This is a genomic window from Kitasatospora sp. MBT63, assembly GCF_000710465.2.
Taxonomy (GTDB): Bacteria; Actinomycetota; Actinomycetes; order Streptomycetales; family Streptomycetaceae; genus Kitasatospora.
In genome coordinates this window covers 4,327-19,356 of the sequence record NZ_JAIZ01000577.1, presented here as the reverse complement: position 1 = coordinate 19,356, position 15,030 = coordinate 4,327, and the positions used below count along the sequence as shown (strand labels likewise).

9 protein-coding genes are annotated in these 15,030 nt (G+C 74.6%); 5 read left to right on the top strand and 4 right to left on the bottom strand.

Features of this window, described 5'->3' with window-relative positions; all coding sequences use genetic code 11:
• The 5 genes from AA75_RS30275 to AA75_RS30255 form a co-directional block, all read left to right on the top strand.
• Positions 1-1,001, top strand: a 1,001-nt coding sequence (locus AA75_RS30275) for a carotenoid oxygenase family protein (protein WP_033823495.1), incomplete at its 5' end; no start/stop codon positions are given.
• A 58-nt stretch (positions 1,002-1,059) separates the two neighbouring features.
• Entirely contained in the window at positions 1,060-1,311 is a 252-nt protein-coding gene (locus tag AA75_RS30270) for a hypothetical protein (protein WP_149038463.1), read from the top strand.
• A 151-nt stretch (positions 1,312-1,462) separates the two neighbouring features.
• The gene (locus tag AA75_RS48130) at positions 1,463-2,185 is read left to right on the top strand and encodes an NUDIX domain-containing protein (protein WP_149038462.1); all 723 of its coding nucleotides are present in this window, start codon (positions 1,463-1,465) and stop codon (positions 2,183-2,185) included.
• The gene (locus AA75_RS30260; protein WP_051813756.1) at positions 2,182-2,721 is read left to right on the top strand and encodes an NUDIX domain-containing protein; all 540 of its coding nucleotides are present in this window, start codon (positions 2,182-2,184) and stop codon (positions 2,719-2,721) included. Before AA75_RS48130 ends, AA75_RS30260 begins: the two co-directional genes overlap by 4 nt.
• A 93-nt stretch (positions 2,722-2,814) precedes the next feature.
• Complete coding sequence (locus AA75_RS30255; RefSeq protein ID WP_033823493.1) at positions 2,815-3,051, top strand: acyl carrier protein; 237 nt, start codon at positions 2,815-2,817, stop codon at positions 3,049-3,051.
• Positions 3,052-3,063: 12 nt separating this feature from the next.
• Here the strand turns inward: AA75_RS30255 and AA75_RS30250 are convergent, their stop codons facing one another.
• From AA75_RS30250 to AA75_RS30235, 4 genes are read right to left on the bottom strand one after another with little or no spacing between them, the layout of a single operon-like run.
• Entirely contained in the window at positions 3,064-5,616 is a 2,553-nt protein-coding gene (locus AA75_RS30250; protein ID WP_033823492.1) for an FAD-dependent monooxygenase, read from the bottom strand.
• Positions 5,617-5,620: 4 nt separating this feature from the next.
• Positions 5,621-12,817, bottom strand: coding sequence for a non-ribosomal peptide synthetase (locus tag AA75_RS30245; RefSeq protein ID WP_233289258.1), 7,197 nt, complete (start codon positions 12,815-12,817; stop codon positions 5,621-5,623).
• Positions 12,814-14,076, bottom strand: a complete 1,263-nt coding sequence (locus AA75_RS30240) for a cytochrome P450 (protein ID WP_033823491.1) — start codon at positions 14,074-14,076, stop codon at positions 12,814-12,816. The genes AA75_RS30245 and AA75_RS30240 overlap by 4 nt, the downstream gene beginning before the upstream one ends.
• 31 nt (positions 14,077-14,107) lie before the next feature.
• Positions 14,108-14,932 (bottom strand): methyltransferase domain-containing protein, encoded by an 825-nt coding sequence (locus tag AA75_RS30235; protein ID WP_033823490.1) that lies wholly within the window; start codon positions 14,930-14,932, stop codon positions 14,108-14,110.
• Between the last annotated feature and the right edge of the window lie 98 nt (positions 14,933-15,030).

Here is a 15,030-nt window from a genome sequence, read left to right as displayed (position 1 = left end):
ACCTGCCGTTCGAGCTGACCCGGGACCTGGACACCGTCGGCGCCTACGACTTCAACGGCAAGCTGACCTCGGCGATGACCGCGCACCCCAAGGAGGACCCGGTCACCGGCGAGCTGCACTTCTTCGCCTCCTCGCCCTTCCCGCCCTACCTGATCCACCACGTCGCGTCGGCCGACGGCCACGTACTGACGAGCCAGGAGGTACCGGGTGCGAGCGCCGCGCTGAAGCACGACTTCGCCATCACCGAGCACCACGTGGTCTTCCTGGAGGGCACCGTCACCTTCGACCCGAACGAGCACTCCGGCATCCCGTACGGCTGGAACGACGCGCAGACCTCGCGGATCGGCGTGATGCCGCGCGGCGAAGGCCGAGCCGCCGAGGTCCGCTGGTTCGAGATCGGCCAGGGGTATGCGATGCACCTCGCCAACGCCTACGAGGACGCCCACGGCCGGATCGTGGTCGAGGGCCCCGCGGTCGGCCGCGCCGGCTGGCAGCGTTCGTGGAACTGGTGGGTCGGCGCGCCGGACCGCGGTGCCGAGCCCAACTCCGGTTCGCGCAGCCGGCGCTGGTCCATCGACCTGACCGCAGGCCGGGTCAGCGAGGAGGACACCGACGACCTGGTGGTGGAGTTCCCGACCATCAACGACGCCTTCATCGGCCGCGAGCACCGCTACCAGTACGCGCTGGCGTTCCCGGACGACCTGGGCATCGGCAACCACACCCTGGTCAAGTACGACCGCGCCACCGGCGCCCGGCAGCTCCGGCCGGTCGGCACCGGGCAACTCCCCAGCGAGGCGGTGTTCGTGGCGTCCGCCGACGGTGCGGACGAGGACGGCGGGTACCTGCTGACCGTGGTCAGCGACCTGAACGCGGACGCCTCGAGGCTGCTCGTCCTGGACGCCTCCGACCTGACCCTGCCGCCGGTCGCCACCGTCCACCTGCCCCGCCGGGTCCCCGCCATGATCCACGGCTCCTGGATCCCGGACGCCGACCTGGCCTGACCTGACCGTCTCCCGCACCACCCCGCTCCCCACCCACCAACACCCCGTGGAGGAAACGATGATGGAGAACCACACCGAGCTGCCCCTGTCCCTGGAGAAGCAGACCGACCAGCGCCGCGCCGAGCAGGACGACAAGGTGGCCCGGAGGACCGACAAGAAGGTGGACAAGAAGGCGGACAAGAAGCGCCGGCGCACCCGGCGCCGGGCCGCCGAGGCCGCCGTCTACACCGGACTGGGGGTGGCCGCCCTCGCCGAACCCTGGCTGCTGCTGCTCATCGTGCCGGCCCTGCTGCTGGCCCTGCGTGACTGACCCGCCGCGAGTCCGCCTCTGGGAGCCCGCCACCCGTACCACGGGGTGACGGGCTCCAGGCGTCCCCGCGGGACGGTCGCCACAGCGGACGAATGCCACCCGTTCGGGTGGCTGGCCGTCAACTTCGTTGTGGTGCACCCAGAATGAGAGGATGGACGATTTCAGCAGCGCCGATGCGATCATCACCACCAGCCGTCACGAGGTCCTGCTCCAACTCCGGGACGACCGGCCCGACATCAGCTGGCCCGCCCACTGGGTGGTCCCCGGCGGCCGCCGGGAGGCCGGCGAGACCCCGTACCAGACCGCCCGGCGCGAGTTGCGGGAGGAGACCGGGCTGGACGTCCCCGGGCTGCTGCCGTTCCTCCCGGCGCCGGCCGCCGGGACGGGTACCGAAGGAATGCGCTTCTTCCACGCCGTCCATGAGGTCGACCCCGCGGAACTGGTGCTCGGGGAGGGCCAGGAGCTGCGGCTGGTGCCGCTCGCCGAGGTGGGGTCGCTGCCAATGCCGCCCGCGCTGAAGGTCCTCCTGCGGCAGCTGGAGGTACGGCTGCTGACGGGCCTGCCGGAGATCTGGGCGGCGGTCGAGCTGCGGCACCGGACGCTCGACCGGCACTGCGCCGAGCTCGGGCAGCCGCTGCTGACCATGCAGGTGGTGAAACTGCAGGAGGAGGTGGGCGAGGCGGCCCAGGCGCTCCTGGGTGTCATCGGCGCCAACCCCCGCAAGGGCCACAGCCACACCCTGGCCGAGCTCCAGGGCGAGCTGTGCGACGTCATCATGGCCGGCCTGCTCGCTCTGCGGGCGACGACCCCGGACGCCGCAGACGTACTGGCCCGCCAGGTGGCCGCCTGGAGCGACGGCGGGGCCGGCCGATGACGCTTCCTCCGAGCCACCGCTGGCTCTTCGGCGGCCACCCGTACGCCCTGGGCTGGGCGTGCACCTACACCACCGACGAGGCGGAACGGCCGATCCTGCTGAAGTCCCACCACAAGGGCTGGCAGCTCCTGGCGGGCGGCATGCTCGACCCCGGCGAGACGCCCTGGGAGGCCGCGGTCCGGGAGACCAGGGAGGAGACCGGCCGCATTCTCACCGGGGAGCCGCGGTTCCTCGCCTCGGTGTTCCGGCCGCCGACCGCGCGGCTGCCCACCCGGGTGGGGTTCGTCTTCGACGGCGGTGTCATGACGGCCGCGGAGATCTCCGCGATCGTCCTGGACCCGGCGGAGCACACCGACCACGCGGTACGCAGCCTGCGGGAGTGGGAGCCGCTGGTTCCGGCGGAGCAGTTCGAGCTGCTCGGACGGCTCGGCGAGGCGCGCCGCAGCGGTGTCCCCTTCCATCTCGCCGCACCTGACCAGGGGTTCGCCCGATCCCGCGGCCGCGCGTCAGTCCGCCTGCCGGGCGGTTCGGCGTGATACGACTGAGCCGCCGCCCGGCGCCGGTTGCGCGCCGCCGCCCTGGTACGACCGACCCTCCCCCGCTCGCACCGACCGTTCCGGAGAGACGACGTGTACGACACTTTGGCCAGCGTCCTGACCGGCCGGTTCCAGGTGCGGCCCGAACTGCTCTCCCCCACCGCCACACCGGCGGCGCTGGGTCTGGACTCGCTGTTCGCGGTGGAGCTGTCCATCGTGCTGGAGGAGGACTCGGGGCTGGTGATCGACCACGACGAACTGGCGGACGCGCCGACCCTGGCCGACATCGCGCGGCTGATGCAGAACAGGGCCGGAGTCTCGCAGCCGTGACGCGGTGAACGGTCACCCCGGGAGTGCGGACAGCACGCTCCGGACGGACTCGTCGGCGATCCGCTGTGCCCGCGCGTGCGGGACGAGGTGCTCGACATGGCTGAAGTTCCAGGCGAGTCGGCCGTGGCAGGTGGTGGCCGTCGCCACGACGGCGCCCATGATCGAGATGCCCGTCAGGAACTGGGCCTCGCTCACCTGCCAGGGGCCCACCCGGTCGGGGAACTCGTAGCGGCCGACATTGGACAGGCACAGGTTGATCGGCCCCTGCTCGTCCATGAAGCGCATGAACGACGCGCACTCCTGCGGCGAGTCCAGCCCCGCCCAGCGCGGCAGGCTGAGCATGGCCAGGTGGTCCTCGCGGGCGCGGCGGCGTACCAGGTCCTGGCTGATCTCCCGGGCCGTCGACCACAGCGGCCGGTCTGGCTCGTAGCGGACCCGGGTGGGGACGGTGGCCACGTAGGTGCCGGCCTCGTCGAGGGCGACGGCCGGGTCGAGATCACGCCGGAAGTCGACCGGCGAGCCGATCGAGACGTGTCCGCCCGCCGGGGTTCCGGCATCCCGGGCGACGGCCGTCACCATCGCGGCGGCCAGCACCCCGTGGACCGTGGTGCCGTGGCGGGTGGCCGCCTCCACCAGCATGTCCAGCCGGTCGGCGGTGAGGGACCGGTGCAGCATCCGGGTGCGCCGCTGCTCGAACGGCACCTGGCGGCTGGGGACGACGCGCTGTGCGGGGCCCGGCCCGGCGTCCGCCTGGTCGCGCGCCATCATGGCCTTGAGCCCCGAGACGCCTGCCGTGCCACGGTGGCGGCGCGGGAGCAGGTCCTCGGTGGCGGGCCGTACGGGCAGCGGGGTGATCCGCAGCGGTGTGCCGGTGGCGGCCCGTGCGGCGAGGTCGATCCACTCCCGGAGCAGGGACAGGCAGGTCTTGCCGTCGGCGATGGTGTGCGATGCCGTCAGCAGCAGGTCGTGGACGCGTCCTTGGCCGTCACCGTCGGTCCCGCCGGAGGTGATCACCACCGCGCGCAGCAGCGGCCCGGTGGACGAGTCGACGGACTCCGCCAGTTCGCGGTCGTTGACCTCCCGCTCCCACCGGGTGTCGGCCTCGGGGTCGCCGGGCGGCACCTCGACGTGCCGCAGCGGGATCTGCTGTCCGTCGCACGGGGTGAAGGCCGGGTGCGATCCGGTGCCGTCGTCGGTGATCGCGACGCGCAGCAGGGGGTGCCGGAGCTGGAGCGCGTCGAGGGCGCGGCGGTGCAGCGACGGGGGCAGGTGGCCGTGGACGCGGGCCCGGGCGAGGACGTTGAGGGGTGAGGTCCGGTCGGCGATCCAGTACAGGCGCTCCAGGGGGCTGAGTTCGCGCCGCACGCCGCCGGGTCCGGTGGCCGGGAAGTCCGGGTGGGTGAGCGCCTGGGTCAGCCGCCGGGTGAGGACCTGGCGGGGTACCAGCCGGAAGTAGCCGTCCCGGAGCAGGCGCCGGGCGGGGTGGGCCGCCTGTTCCAGGTCGCTGACCGCCCGGGATTCGGCGACCATGGCCCGCGCCCGGTCGCGGCGGCGGTCCTCGTAGGCGCGCAGGGCCGGCGCCGGGTCGTCGCCGGCGGTGGTCCCGGCGAGCGTACCGGCCAACACGACGGCGTCCTCGATGGCCATGGCGGCCCCCTGGGCGAGCGCCGTCAGCATGGGGTGCGCGGCGTCGCCGAGCAGGGTGACGCGGCCGTCGCCCCACCGTTCCAGGAAGGCGCGGTCCTGGGAGGGGACGGTGAGGATGGACTGCGGCGGCGTGATCCGGATGGCTTCCCGCACTTCGTCCGCCCAGTCCGCGAAGGCGTCGGCGAGGGTGTCCTTGACACGGTCGGCGGTCGGCCCGTCGGCGGACCCGGCCGTACGCGTGCTGGTGGTCGCCCACCAGTAGCAGCGGCCGTGGCCGATGTCGATGAGGCCGAAGCGCTGTCCGCTGCCCCAGTAGTGGCGTACGCCGCCCGTGGTGAGGAGCGGGTGCCGGAAGGGGACGATGCCGAGCCGGACGAGGTAGCCGCCGTCCCGTGCGGTCTCGGGGCCGACGAGGTGGCGCCGGACGGCCGAGTTGATGCCGTCGGCGCCGATCAGGACGTCCCCGTCCGCCGAACGGCCGTCCGTGAAGCGGACGGTGACGCCCGCGCCGGTGGTCCCGAAGCCGGCGGCGGTCGCCCCCAGGTGGATCGGGCAGTCCCCGAGTTCCGCCAGCAGCGCCTCCTGGAGCTCCGCGCGGCCGAGGCAGAAGCTGGGCGCCCCGACCGCGTCGCAGGCCTCCTTGAACGGCAGGTCCCTGATCCGCCGGCCACGCCGGTCCATGATCCTGAACGACTCGACGGCCTGGCCGCGCTTGTCGAGGGCCAGGTCGATGCCGAGGGTGGCCAGGGCGGTGACGGCGTTGCTCATGACCGACAGGGCCGAGCCGGTGGTGCGCAGCTCGGTGGCGCGCTCGTACACCTCGACGTCGAGGCCGACGCGCCGCAGGGTGAGCGCACAGGCGAGGCCGCCGACGCCGGCGCCGATCACCAGGACCTTCGTCCGCTGTCCGGTGGTCATGGCGTCAGCTCTCCCGGCCGGTTCGGGCGGGGCCGGTGCCGGTCAGGCGGGCGACGGTGTCGGCGAGGTGGGCCACGTGCGGTTCCTCCATGATGGTCAGGTGGTTGCCGGGGACGGGGACGACGTGGATCCGGCCGCCGGTCATGCCGCTCCAGCCGTTGCGGGGGTCCTGGTGGCAGGTTCCGGCGGCGCGGTGCAGGTCGGCCAGGACGGCGGGCAGCGGTTCCGAGGCGCGGATCAGGGTGAGGTCGTGGTCCTCGCGCGGTGGCCGGTAGTCCAGCGTGGCCTGCCAGTTGGCCCGGTAGACGTCGAACAGGCGGCGGATGGCGGCCCCGGAGCTGCCGGCCGGCAGGACGCCACGCTCGGCGGCGAGGCGGGCCATGACCGCGAACTTCTCCTCGAGTGGGCCGGGTCCGGCGGGGACGGTCCCCGGGGCGGGCGCGGCGCCGTCCCCGGGCCGGATCAGCTCGTGGAAGAACCAGCCCAGCAGGGCGTCGTCGCCGTGGGGGGCGCGTGGTCCCTGGTGCAGGGCGGTGGTGTCCAGCACCAGCAGGCGGGCCACCTCCTCGCCCGCCGCGCGCAGCCGGCGGGCGATCTCGAAGGCGACGAAGCCGCCGAAGGACCAGCCCCCGATGGTGTAGGGGCCGTGCGGCTGCACGGTCCGCAGCGCGGTGAGGTACCGGGCCGCGAGCTCCTCGACGCTGCGCAGCGGGGTGGTGCCGGGGTCGGCTCCGGCGGCCTGGAGGGCGTGCAGCGGCCGGCCGTCCGGGAGGTGCCGGGCGAGGGCCAGGTAGCACAGCACGTTGCCGCCCATCGGGTGGACCAGGAACAGGGGCGGGTGGGTGCCCTGCGGGCGGATCGGCACCAGCGGGTCGTGGACGGCTCGCGCGCCGCCGTCGCGCAGCCGGGCCGCGAGGCCCGCGGGGGTGGGTGTCGCGATGAACTCGGCGAGGGGGAGGTGCACGCGGTAGCGCTGTTCGATCCTGACCACCAGCCGCATCACGGTGAGCGAGGTGCCGCCGAGGTCGAAGAGGCTGTCGTGCACCCCGACGGTGTCCAGCGACAGCACGTCCGCGAGCATCTCGGTCAGTGCCCGCTCGTACGCGTCGCGCGGCCCGGCGGCGGGGGCGCGGCCGGGCGCGGTCAGTGGGAGGCGGCGCAGTGCGGCGTCGTCGCGTTTGCCGCTGGGGGTGAGCGGCCACCGGGGGATCCACTGCAGGTGGGAGGGGACCTGGTGGTCGGGCAGGGTGGCGCGCAGCCGCTCGCGGATGCGGGCCAGGTCCTCGTCGGTGCCCTCGCCGAGGAGGAAGGCGGCGAGGACGGTCTCGCCGTCGGCGCGCCGACGGGCCACGACGGCGGCGTCGGCGAGGCCGGGGTGGCGGTCCGCCGGGCCGGTGAGGGCGAGTTCCACCTCGGCGGGCTCGACGCGGAAGCCCCGTACCTTGACCTGGCTGTCCTCGCGTCCGAGGAAGACGATGTCGCCGCCGGGGAGTGTCATGCCGAGGTCGCCGGTGCGGTAGAGCCTGCGGTCCGGGTCGGCGGTCGGGTGCGGGAGGAAGCGCTCGGCGGTGAGGTCCGGGCGGCCCTCGTAGCCGTCGGCGAGGCAGGGGCCGCCGAGGTGGATGCTGCCGCGCGCGCCGGCCGGGACCGGTCGCAGCCGCTCGTCCAGGAGGTGCACCTCGGCGCCGTCGACGGGGCGGCCGATCGGCGGCAGCGCGGGGTAGTCCGCGGGGTCCCCGGTCATCGTGAAGGTAGTGACCACGTGGGTCTCGGTCGGGCCGTACTGGTTCTCCAGCACGGCTCCCGGCAGTGCGGCGAACAGTGCGCGGATCTCCGGGGTGACGCGCAGCTGCTCGCCGCTGGTGATGACCACCCGCAGGGCCGGTGGGGTGATGCCCAGCGCGCGGGCGGCTTCGGCCAGTTGCTGGAGGGCCACCGGGGGGAGGAAGACCCGTTCGACGCGCTCGCGCTCGAGCAGGCGCAGCAGTGCGGGCGGGTCGCGCCGCTCGGCGTCGGGTGCGAGGCACAGGGTGCCGCCGGAGCACAGCGTGGAGAGGATCTCCTGGAAGGAGACGTCGAAGCTCAGCGGAGCGTACTGCAGGGTCACCCCTCCGGCGGCGGCGCTGGGCGCGCGGGTCTGCCAGGCGACCAGGCCGGCCAGGGCGCGGTGGGGCATCGCGACGCCCTTGGGCGTTCCGGTGGAGCCCGAGGTGAACAGGAGGTACGCGGTGCTCCCGGCGTCGGGCCCGGGCGGGGCCGGGCAGTCCGGCGGCGCCGGTGCGGCGAGCGCCTCCGCGGGCAGCGGCAGCGCCGGATCACCGACGAGGTGCGCGTACGCCGGTTCGGTGACGACGCGGAAGGGCCTGGCCTGGGCCAGCATCGCGGCCAGCCGGGGCGCCGGGTAGCCGACGTCCAGCGGGACGGCCGCGCAGCCGGCCCGCAGGACGCCCAGCAGCACGGCGACGGCCAGCGGCGAGCGGTCCATGGCGATGCCGATCCGGGCGTTGGCCGGGGGGCCGAGGGCGTGCAGCCGCGCCGCCACGTGTTCCGCGGTGTCGGCCAGCCGGGCGTAGCTCCAGCGTTCGTCGCCCAGCACCAGGGCGGTGGCGTGCGGGGTGCGGGCGGCCTGTTCGGCGAAGCGGGCCGTCACGGTGGGGTGCTCGGTGCGGGGGGCCGGCGGCGGCGGGGCGGCGAGGAAGGCGAAGTCCGGTTCGGCGTGGGGCTGTTCCACCATGCGGTGCAGGATGCCGAGGTAGCCGGCGGCGAAGGTGTCGCCCTGTTCGGCGGAGAACGTCGTGCCGTCGCAGTCGATCCGCAGCCACATCCCGGTGCCGTCGGGTTCGGTGACCGCGTTCACCAGGAGCCGGAAGTCGCTCTCCTCCCAGCTGTGGAACTGCGTGAGCCGCAGGCCGGGCAGGGCGAGGATGCCGGAGAGCTGGCGGAAGTGCACGTAGTTGAACGCGGTGTCCAGGACGGGCCCGCCGTGGGCCTCCTGGATGGCGCTCAGGGGGTGGCGGCGGTGGGGGTGGCCCTCCTGCTCCTGGTGGAAGGCTTCGCGCGCCACGGCGAGCCAGCTGCCGCGTGCGGTGTCCAGGCGGACGGGCACGGTGTTGAGGAACAGGCCCGCGATCCGCTCCGCCCTGGCCAGTTCGGGCCGGCCGTGGGTGATCAGCCCGGTGGTGACGTCGCGGGTGCCGGCGAGCATCGCCAGCGTCAGGGCGTGCGCCGCGAGGAGGACGGACTTCACCGGCAGGGTGTGGTCGGCGGCGAGGCGCCGTACGCCCTCGACGAGGGCGCCGGGCAGGTCGACCCGGCGCGAGGCGGGCCGGCGGGCGGTGCCGGGCCGGTGCGGCGGGAAGGACTCGAGCGGCAGGGGTTCGCAGCCGGCCAGCTTCTGCCGCCAGTACTGCCGGGCCTCCGTCGACCGCAGGGCGGCCTGCTCCAGCCGTACGTGGGTGGCCGGTGACGGGAGCACCGTGTCCTCGACCGGGTCCGCGCCGAGGCCCAGGCCGTGGGCGTAGTCCCGGAGCAGTTCCTGGAGCAGCGTGGCGACGCTGCCGCCGTCGAGGAGCGCGTGGTGGAAGCTGAGGACCAGGTCGACCGTGGCGGGCCGCAGGTGGGCGCGGAACAGGTACAGCGGTGCCCGGTCGAAGGCGTAGCGGTGGCGGCGCCGGTCCTCGATGTGGGCGCGTACCCGGGCCTCGGCCGCCGCGCTGTCGAGCGGGCGCAGGTCGGCGATGTCCAGGCCGCCGTCCACCCGGGGGCGGACGACCTGCAGCGGTTCGGCGCCGGTCAGGTCGAAGGCCGAGCGCAGCGCCGGGTGCCGGGCCGTCAGCCGGTCGAAGGCGCGGCGGAACTCCGTCTCGTCCCAGGGCATGTCGAGGGTGTACCGGAAGACGTCCCGGTATCTGGCCGAGGTCTCGTGGCGGCGGCTGTGGTAGAGCAGGCCGAGTTGGAGGCGGGTCAGCGGGAAGGCGTCCTCGGCGTCGCCCGTGCGGGTCCGGTCGAGGTCGCTGACGAGGGCGAAGGGCGCCGGGAGGGCCGCGGGGGCGTCGCAGTCCCGGGTACGGGCGGCGAGTGCGGCTACCGTCGGGTGGCGCAGGAGGTCGGTGAGCGAGAAGGTCAGGCCGCGGGCCTCCGTCTCGGCGCGGACCTTGAGCATCAGGATGGAGTCGCCGCCGAGGGCGAAGTAGTCCTCGTGGAGCCCGACGGCAGGGTGGCCCAGGACGGCGGCCCAGACCTCGGCCAGCACCGTTTCGGCCCGGTTGCGCGGCGGCCGGCCGCGTCCGGTGGCGTCGGGGGTGTCGTGCGGCCGGGGCAGCGCGTTGCGGTCGGCCTTGCCGCTGGGGGTCAGCGGCACGGCGTCGATCCGGGTGAAGGAGGCCGGGACCATGAACGCGGGCAGCAGCCGCCCGAGCCGTTCGCGCAGCTCCGGCGCCCCGATCGGGGAGTGCGCGACGTAGTAGGCGGCCAGCACGGTCCCCCGGTCGGCGGTGGTGCGGCCGGCCACGACGGCGTCCCGGACACCCGGCACCGTGCGCAGCGCGGCGGCCACCTCCGCGGGTTCGACCCGGTGGCCGCGGATCTTGACCTGGTCGTCGAGCCGTCCGAGGTACTCCAGGGTGCCGTCGGCGAGCCACCGGGCCAGGTCGCCACTGCGGTAGAGGCGGCCGCCCGGCGTGAACGGGTCTTCGCCGAACCTCTCGGCGGTCAGCTCCGGACGGCCGAGGTAGCCGCGGGCGACCCCGGTGCCGCCGATGCACAGTTCGCCCGCGACCCCGACGGGTTGCGGCAGGTCGTCGGCGCCCAGGACGTACAGTGCGGTGTTGTCGATCGGCCGGCCGATCGGGACCCGGGCGATGCCCTGCACGGGGTCGCCGGGGCAGTCGTAGGAGGAGACGTCGACCGTCGCCTCGGTCGGGCCGTACAGGTTCACCAGCCGGGGGGAGCGTCCGGTGCCGCTCTCGCGGCGGCACCGCTCGGCCAGGCGGTTGAACCGCTCGACGACGGCGGCGGGCAGTGCCTCCCCGCTGCAGAAGACGTACCGCAGCGACCGGACGGCCGCGCGGGCGGCCGGGTCCTCCAGCAGGTCGAGGAACGGGCCGAGCATCGAGGGGACGAAGTGCACGGCGGTGACCCGGTGTTCGCGGACGGCCTTCAGGACCTCCCGCGGGTCCCGGTGGCCGCCGGGCGGCAGCAGGGCCACGGTGGCGCCCTCGGTGGCCCACCAGAACAGCTCCCAGACGGAGACGTCGAAGGAGACCGGCGTCTTCTGCAGCAGCACGTCCGGCCCGCCGAGCGGGTAGCAACGCTGCATCCACGCCAGCCGGTTGACCACGCTGCGGTGCTCGACCATGACGCCCTTGGGTGCCCCGGTCGAGCCGGAGGTGTAGATGACGTAGGCGAGGTCGCGGGGGGTGGCGATCGGCCCGACCGGGGCCGCGCTGCCGTGCAGCAGGTCCCCGATGCGGCGCCCGGTCGCGCCCCCGGGCAGGACGCCGCGGGCGTCGTCGTCGACGATCACCACCTTGGCCCGGCTGTCGCGCAGCAGGAACCGCACCCGCTCGGCCGGGTGGCCGGGGTCCACCGGGACGTACGCGCCGCCCGCCTTGAGTGTGCCGAGCAGGGCGGCCGGCAGGTCCGGCCCCCGCTGCATCATCACCGCGACCCGGTCGTCGGGGCCGACGCCCTGCGCCCGCAGGGACCGCGCGACGCGGTTGGCCCGGGCGTCGAGTTCGGCGTAGGTCAGGGTGCCGCCGGACGGTGCGATGACCGCGGTCCGCTGCGGGTGCCGGGCGGCCTGCGCCTCGAACAGTCCGTGCACGGTGGCCCGGTCCGCGCGGGGTACCCGCCGGCCGCGGGCGCGCCCGGCGGTGAGGTCCCGGTGCTCGGCGGGTGACAGCATGGGCACCTCCGCCAGTGGCCGGTCCAGCCGTGCGACGCCGTGCTCCAGCAGGGTCGTGAGGTGGGCGGCCAGGGCGGTGACGGGCGAATCCTCGTCGAAGACGTCGCGGGCGTGGTCCAGGTCGACCCGGAGGCCGGCCGTGTCGTCGAAGGCGGACACCAGGACGGCCAGGGCGTGCTGGTCGTGCGAGGGGGCCTGCAGGGCCGTCCGCCGTGCCAGGCCGCCGACCTGCTCCCGCCGGGACCAGTTCACGGCGGAGAGCGTCACGTCGAAGAGCTGCCGCGGGCCGTGGCCGGTGGCGGGCGCCTCGCGCAGGATGTCGCCGAGCGAGAGCCGCTCATGGCGGCGCAGCACCCGGGTGGCGTCCTGGATCCCGGCGAGCAGGTCACCGACGGTCCGGCTGCCCGGTGCCGCGATCCGCAGCGGCAGGGTGTTGGCGAACTGGCCGAGTACGCCCCGGTGGGGTTCGGACGTCCGGTTGAGGAACGGGACGCCGAGGATCACCTCCTCGCTGCGGTGCACCCGCGTCAGGTACGTGCCGAGCATGGCCGCCAGGTACGTGAACGGCCAGAAGCCCGCCGCGCGGATCCGGCCGACGAGGGCGCCGTCGATCACGAAGGAGTGGCGGCCGCGCTCCCCCGGGCCCTCGGCGCGGGTGCGCCCGAACAGGACGGGCGCCGCGCCGCGGAGGTACTCCCGGTAGAAGGCCCGGTCGCGGTCGCCGTCCGCGCCGGCGCGGTACGCGGCGTCCGGCTCGACGGAGGCCAGCGGGGACGGCGCCGCGGGAACGCTGCGCCGCGCGCCGCCCTGCGGTGCGTGCGCGTACTCGTGGAGGATCTCGTGGCCGAGCCGGTCGAGGCTCCAGCCGTCGGCGACGATGTGGTGCGCCTTGACGTGCAGGTGCGTGACGTCCGGGCCCTCCAGCAGGAGCGCGGCCTCGACCAGCGGGCCGCCGGTGAGCGGGAGGGCGCCGGCCAGTGACCGGCGCATCCAGCGGGCGCAGGCGGCGTCCGGTTCGGGTTCGTGCGAGAGGTCGACCACGGTGACCGGGACACGCTCCTGCGCCACCCGCTGGAACGGCACCCCCGCCCGGTCGGCGAACCGCAGCCGGAACGTCTCGTGGCGGTGCAGTACCAGCTCCGCGCAGGCGGCGAGCCGGTCGCGGTCGACGCTGCCGAGCAGACGTTCGTGGAGGACGCAGTTGAACTGGGGTGACTGCGGTGCGCTGGCCCCGGCGGCCCACACGTCCTGCTGGTACGCCGTCAACCGGTGGAGGGTCTGCTGGTCGGTGCTCAAGTGCGGGGACTTCCTCCGAGCCGTACGGGAATCTCCCGGTGCCCGTTGAAGATCAGCGAGGGCAGCGGGACCAGTGAGGCGGGCGCGACGGCGAGTTCGAGGCCGGGGAACCGGGTGAACAGCGCCGCCAGCGCGGTCCGCCCTTCGAGGCGGGCGAGTTCGGCGCCCAGGCAGTAGGTGGGGCCGTGGCTGAACGCCAGGTGCTCGCGGGCGGTGGCGCGGGTGAGGTCGAACCGGCCGGCGTCCGGGCCGTGCACGCCCGGGTCGCGGCCGACCGCCGCGTAGTTGATGACGAGGGCCTCGCCCCGCGCGAAGGTCAGTCCGGTCGCCTCGTCGTACAGGTCCTCGGTGGGGAAGCGCATCATGAAGCTGGCCACCGGGGCCTGGTGGCGCAGGGTCTCCTCGACGACCTGGTCCCAGCCGACCCGGCCCGAGACGGCCAGCGCCAGCTGGGCCGGGTGGGTGAGCAGGTTGACCACGGCGTGGTCCAGCAGGCCCGCCGTGGTGCCGTAGCCGGCGCCGAGCATCATCCAGATGCTGTCGGCCAGCTCCCGGCGGTCGAGCTGCCCCGCCCGGTGGGCGGCGAGCAGGGCGCTGGTGACGTCGTCACCGGGGTGCTCGGCCTTGACCGCGAGCAGGTCCCCGAGGAGCTGCGCGGCCTCGGCCGCGTTGGCGGCGACCTGCTCCACCGTCAGGTTGGTGGTGAAGACCGTGTCGTTGACGGCCTGGAAGCCGTCGTGCAGGGTCTCCGGCAGGCCCACCAGCGCGGTGACGGTCAGCCACGGCAGCCTCGCGGCGAAGTGCTCGCGCAGGTCAACCACCCCGCCGGGGGCGGCCGCGGCCGCCTCCTCGAGGCCGTCCAGCAGCCTCGCGGTGATCTCCTCGATCCACGGGGCGAGGGCCCGGACCCGGCGCGCGGTGAACGCGGGGACGAGCGGCCGCCGCAGCCTGCCGTGGTCTGGCCCGTAGGCGGTCTGGACGGTGCGGATGTCCATCCAGATCCGCAGCGGCCAGTCGGCGGGCAGGTCGCCGTCGAGGAACGCGGGCCAGTGCCGGTGCGCGTCCTTGGACACCCGGGGGTGGACCAGCAGCCGCCGGACCAGCCCCGGGTCGGTCACCGACCAGGCCGGCACCCCACCGGGCAGCTCGACGCGGGCGGCGGGCCCGAGCGCGCGCAGCGCCGCGGCTTCGCCGTGGACATCCGCTGCGCCGCCGTCCAGGCGGTACGGACAGCGGTTCGGGGCGGGCGGGGCGGACATGGCTCACGACCTCGGCGGCACTGGGCGGGACTCAGGGGCGGACGGCGGTCAGCAGGCCGTAGCGGAGCTGGGGAACGGCGAAGCACCACGCGCCCAGGTCGGCCGCCGTCTGCCACTCGCCCGCCGCCCTGCGGTCTGGATCGGTGCGGGCGGCCTCCCGCCAGGCGTCGGTCATGCTGTCGTAGGAGCGCCGGACGTTCTCGGTGATGTCCGTGTGGTCCACCACCTTCAGCCCGGCCTCCCGCAGCAGCCGCCGGTACAGGTCGCCGGTCAGCGCGAACTTGAAGAACGCCTGCGCGTCGGCCATCCGGGCCACGTCCGGGAGGTCGAGCTCACCGTCGAGGTGGTGCTCGGCGATGACGAGCCGGCCGCCGGGGCGCAGGACCCGCGCGAGGTGGCCGAGGGCCTCGGCCTTGTCCTTCATGTGCATCAGGGACTCGATGGCGTAGGCGCCGTCGAAGGTCTCGTCCGGGAAGGGGAGGTCCATGGCGTCGGCCAGCCGGAAGGAGGCGCGGCCGGGGAGGTCCAGCGGCTGCGGACGACTGTTGGCCAGGTCGACCTGGTAGTCGCTGACGCTGACGCCGGTGATCTCCACGGCGTGGTGCGCGATGATGCGGGCCGCGGTGCTGCCGTGGCCGCACCCCACGTCGATCAGGTGCTGCCCCTCGGCCGGGGCGAGGCGTTCGGTGACCAGGTCCGTCAGCCGGTCGGTCGCCTCGCGCATGGGGCTGTCGTCGGCTTCGTCGTCCCAGTAGCCGACGTGGATGTTGCCGCCGAGCGCACTGTCGTACACGTCCGTGTGGCGGTTGTAGAAGGTCCCCACGTCGCCGGAGGTGTGGGGGTGCTGCGTCAGCATCAGATGGCCTTTCGCGGTGTGGTCGAGCCGCCCACGGCAAGGGTGCGGGACGGGGAAACGCGTCGGTGCTGGGGAACCCGGGGGTGGCGCCGGGGCCC

What these genes read in the sequence shown, in the direction of transcription:
- AA75_RS30270 (WP_149038463.1), top strand. Translation starts at nt 1,060, where the DNA reads ATGATGGAGAACCACACCGAGCTGCCCCTGTCCCTGGAGAAGCAGACC.
- AA75_RS48130 (WP_149038462.1), top strand. Translation starts at nt 1,463, where the DNA reads ATGGACGATTTCAGCAGCGCCGATGCGATCATCACCACCAGCCGTCAC.
- AA75_RS30260 (WP_051813756.1), top strand. Translation starts at nt 2,182, where the DNA reads ATGACGCTTCCTCCGAGCCACCGCTGGCTCTTCGGCGGCCACCCGTAC.
- AA75_RS30250 (WP_033823492.1), bottom strand. Translation starts at nt 5,616, where the DNA reads ATGACCACCGGACAGCGGACGAAGGTCCTGGTGATCGGCGCCGGCGTC.
- AA75_RS30240 (WP_033823491.1), bottom strand. Translation starts at nt 14,076, where the DNA reads ATGTCCGCCCCGCCCGCCCCGAACCGCTGTCCGTACCGCCTGGACGGC.
- AA75_RS30235 (WP_033823490.1), bottom strand. Translation starts at nt 14,932, where the DNA reads ATGCTGACGCAGCACCCCCACACCTCCGGCGACGTGGGGACCTTCTAC.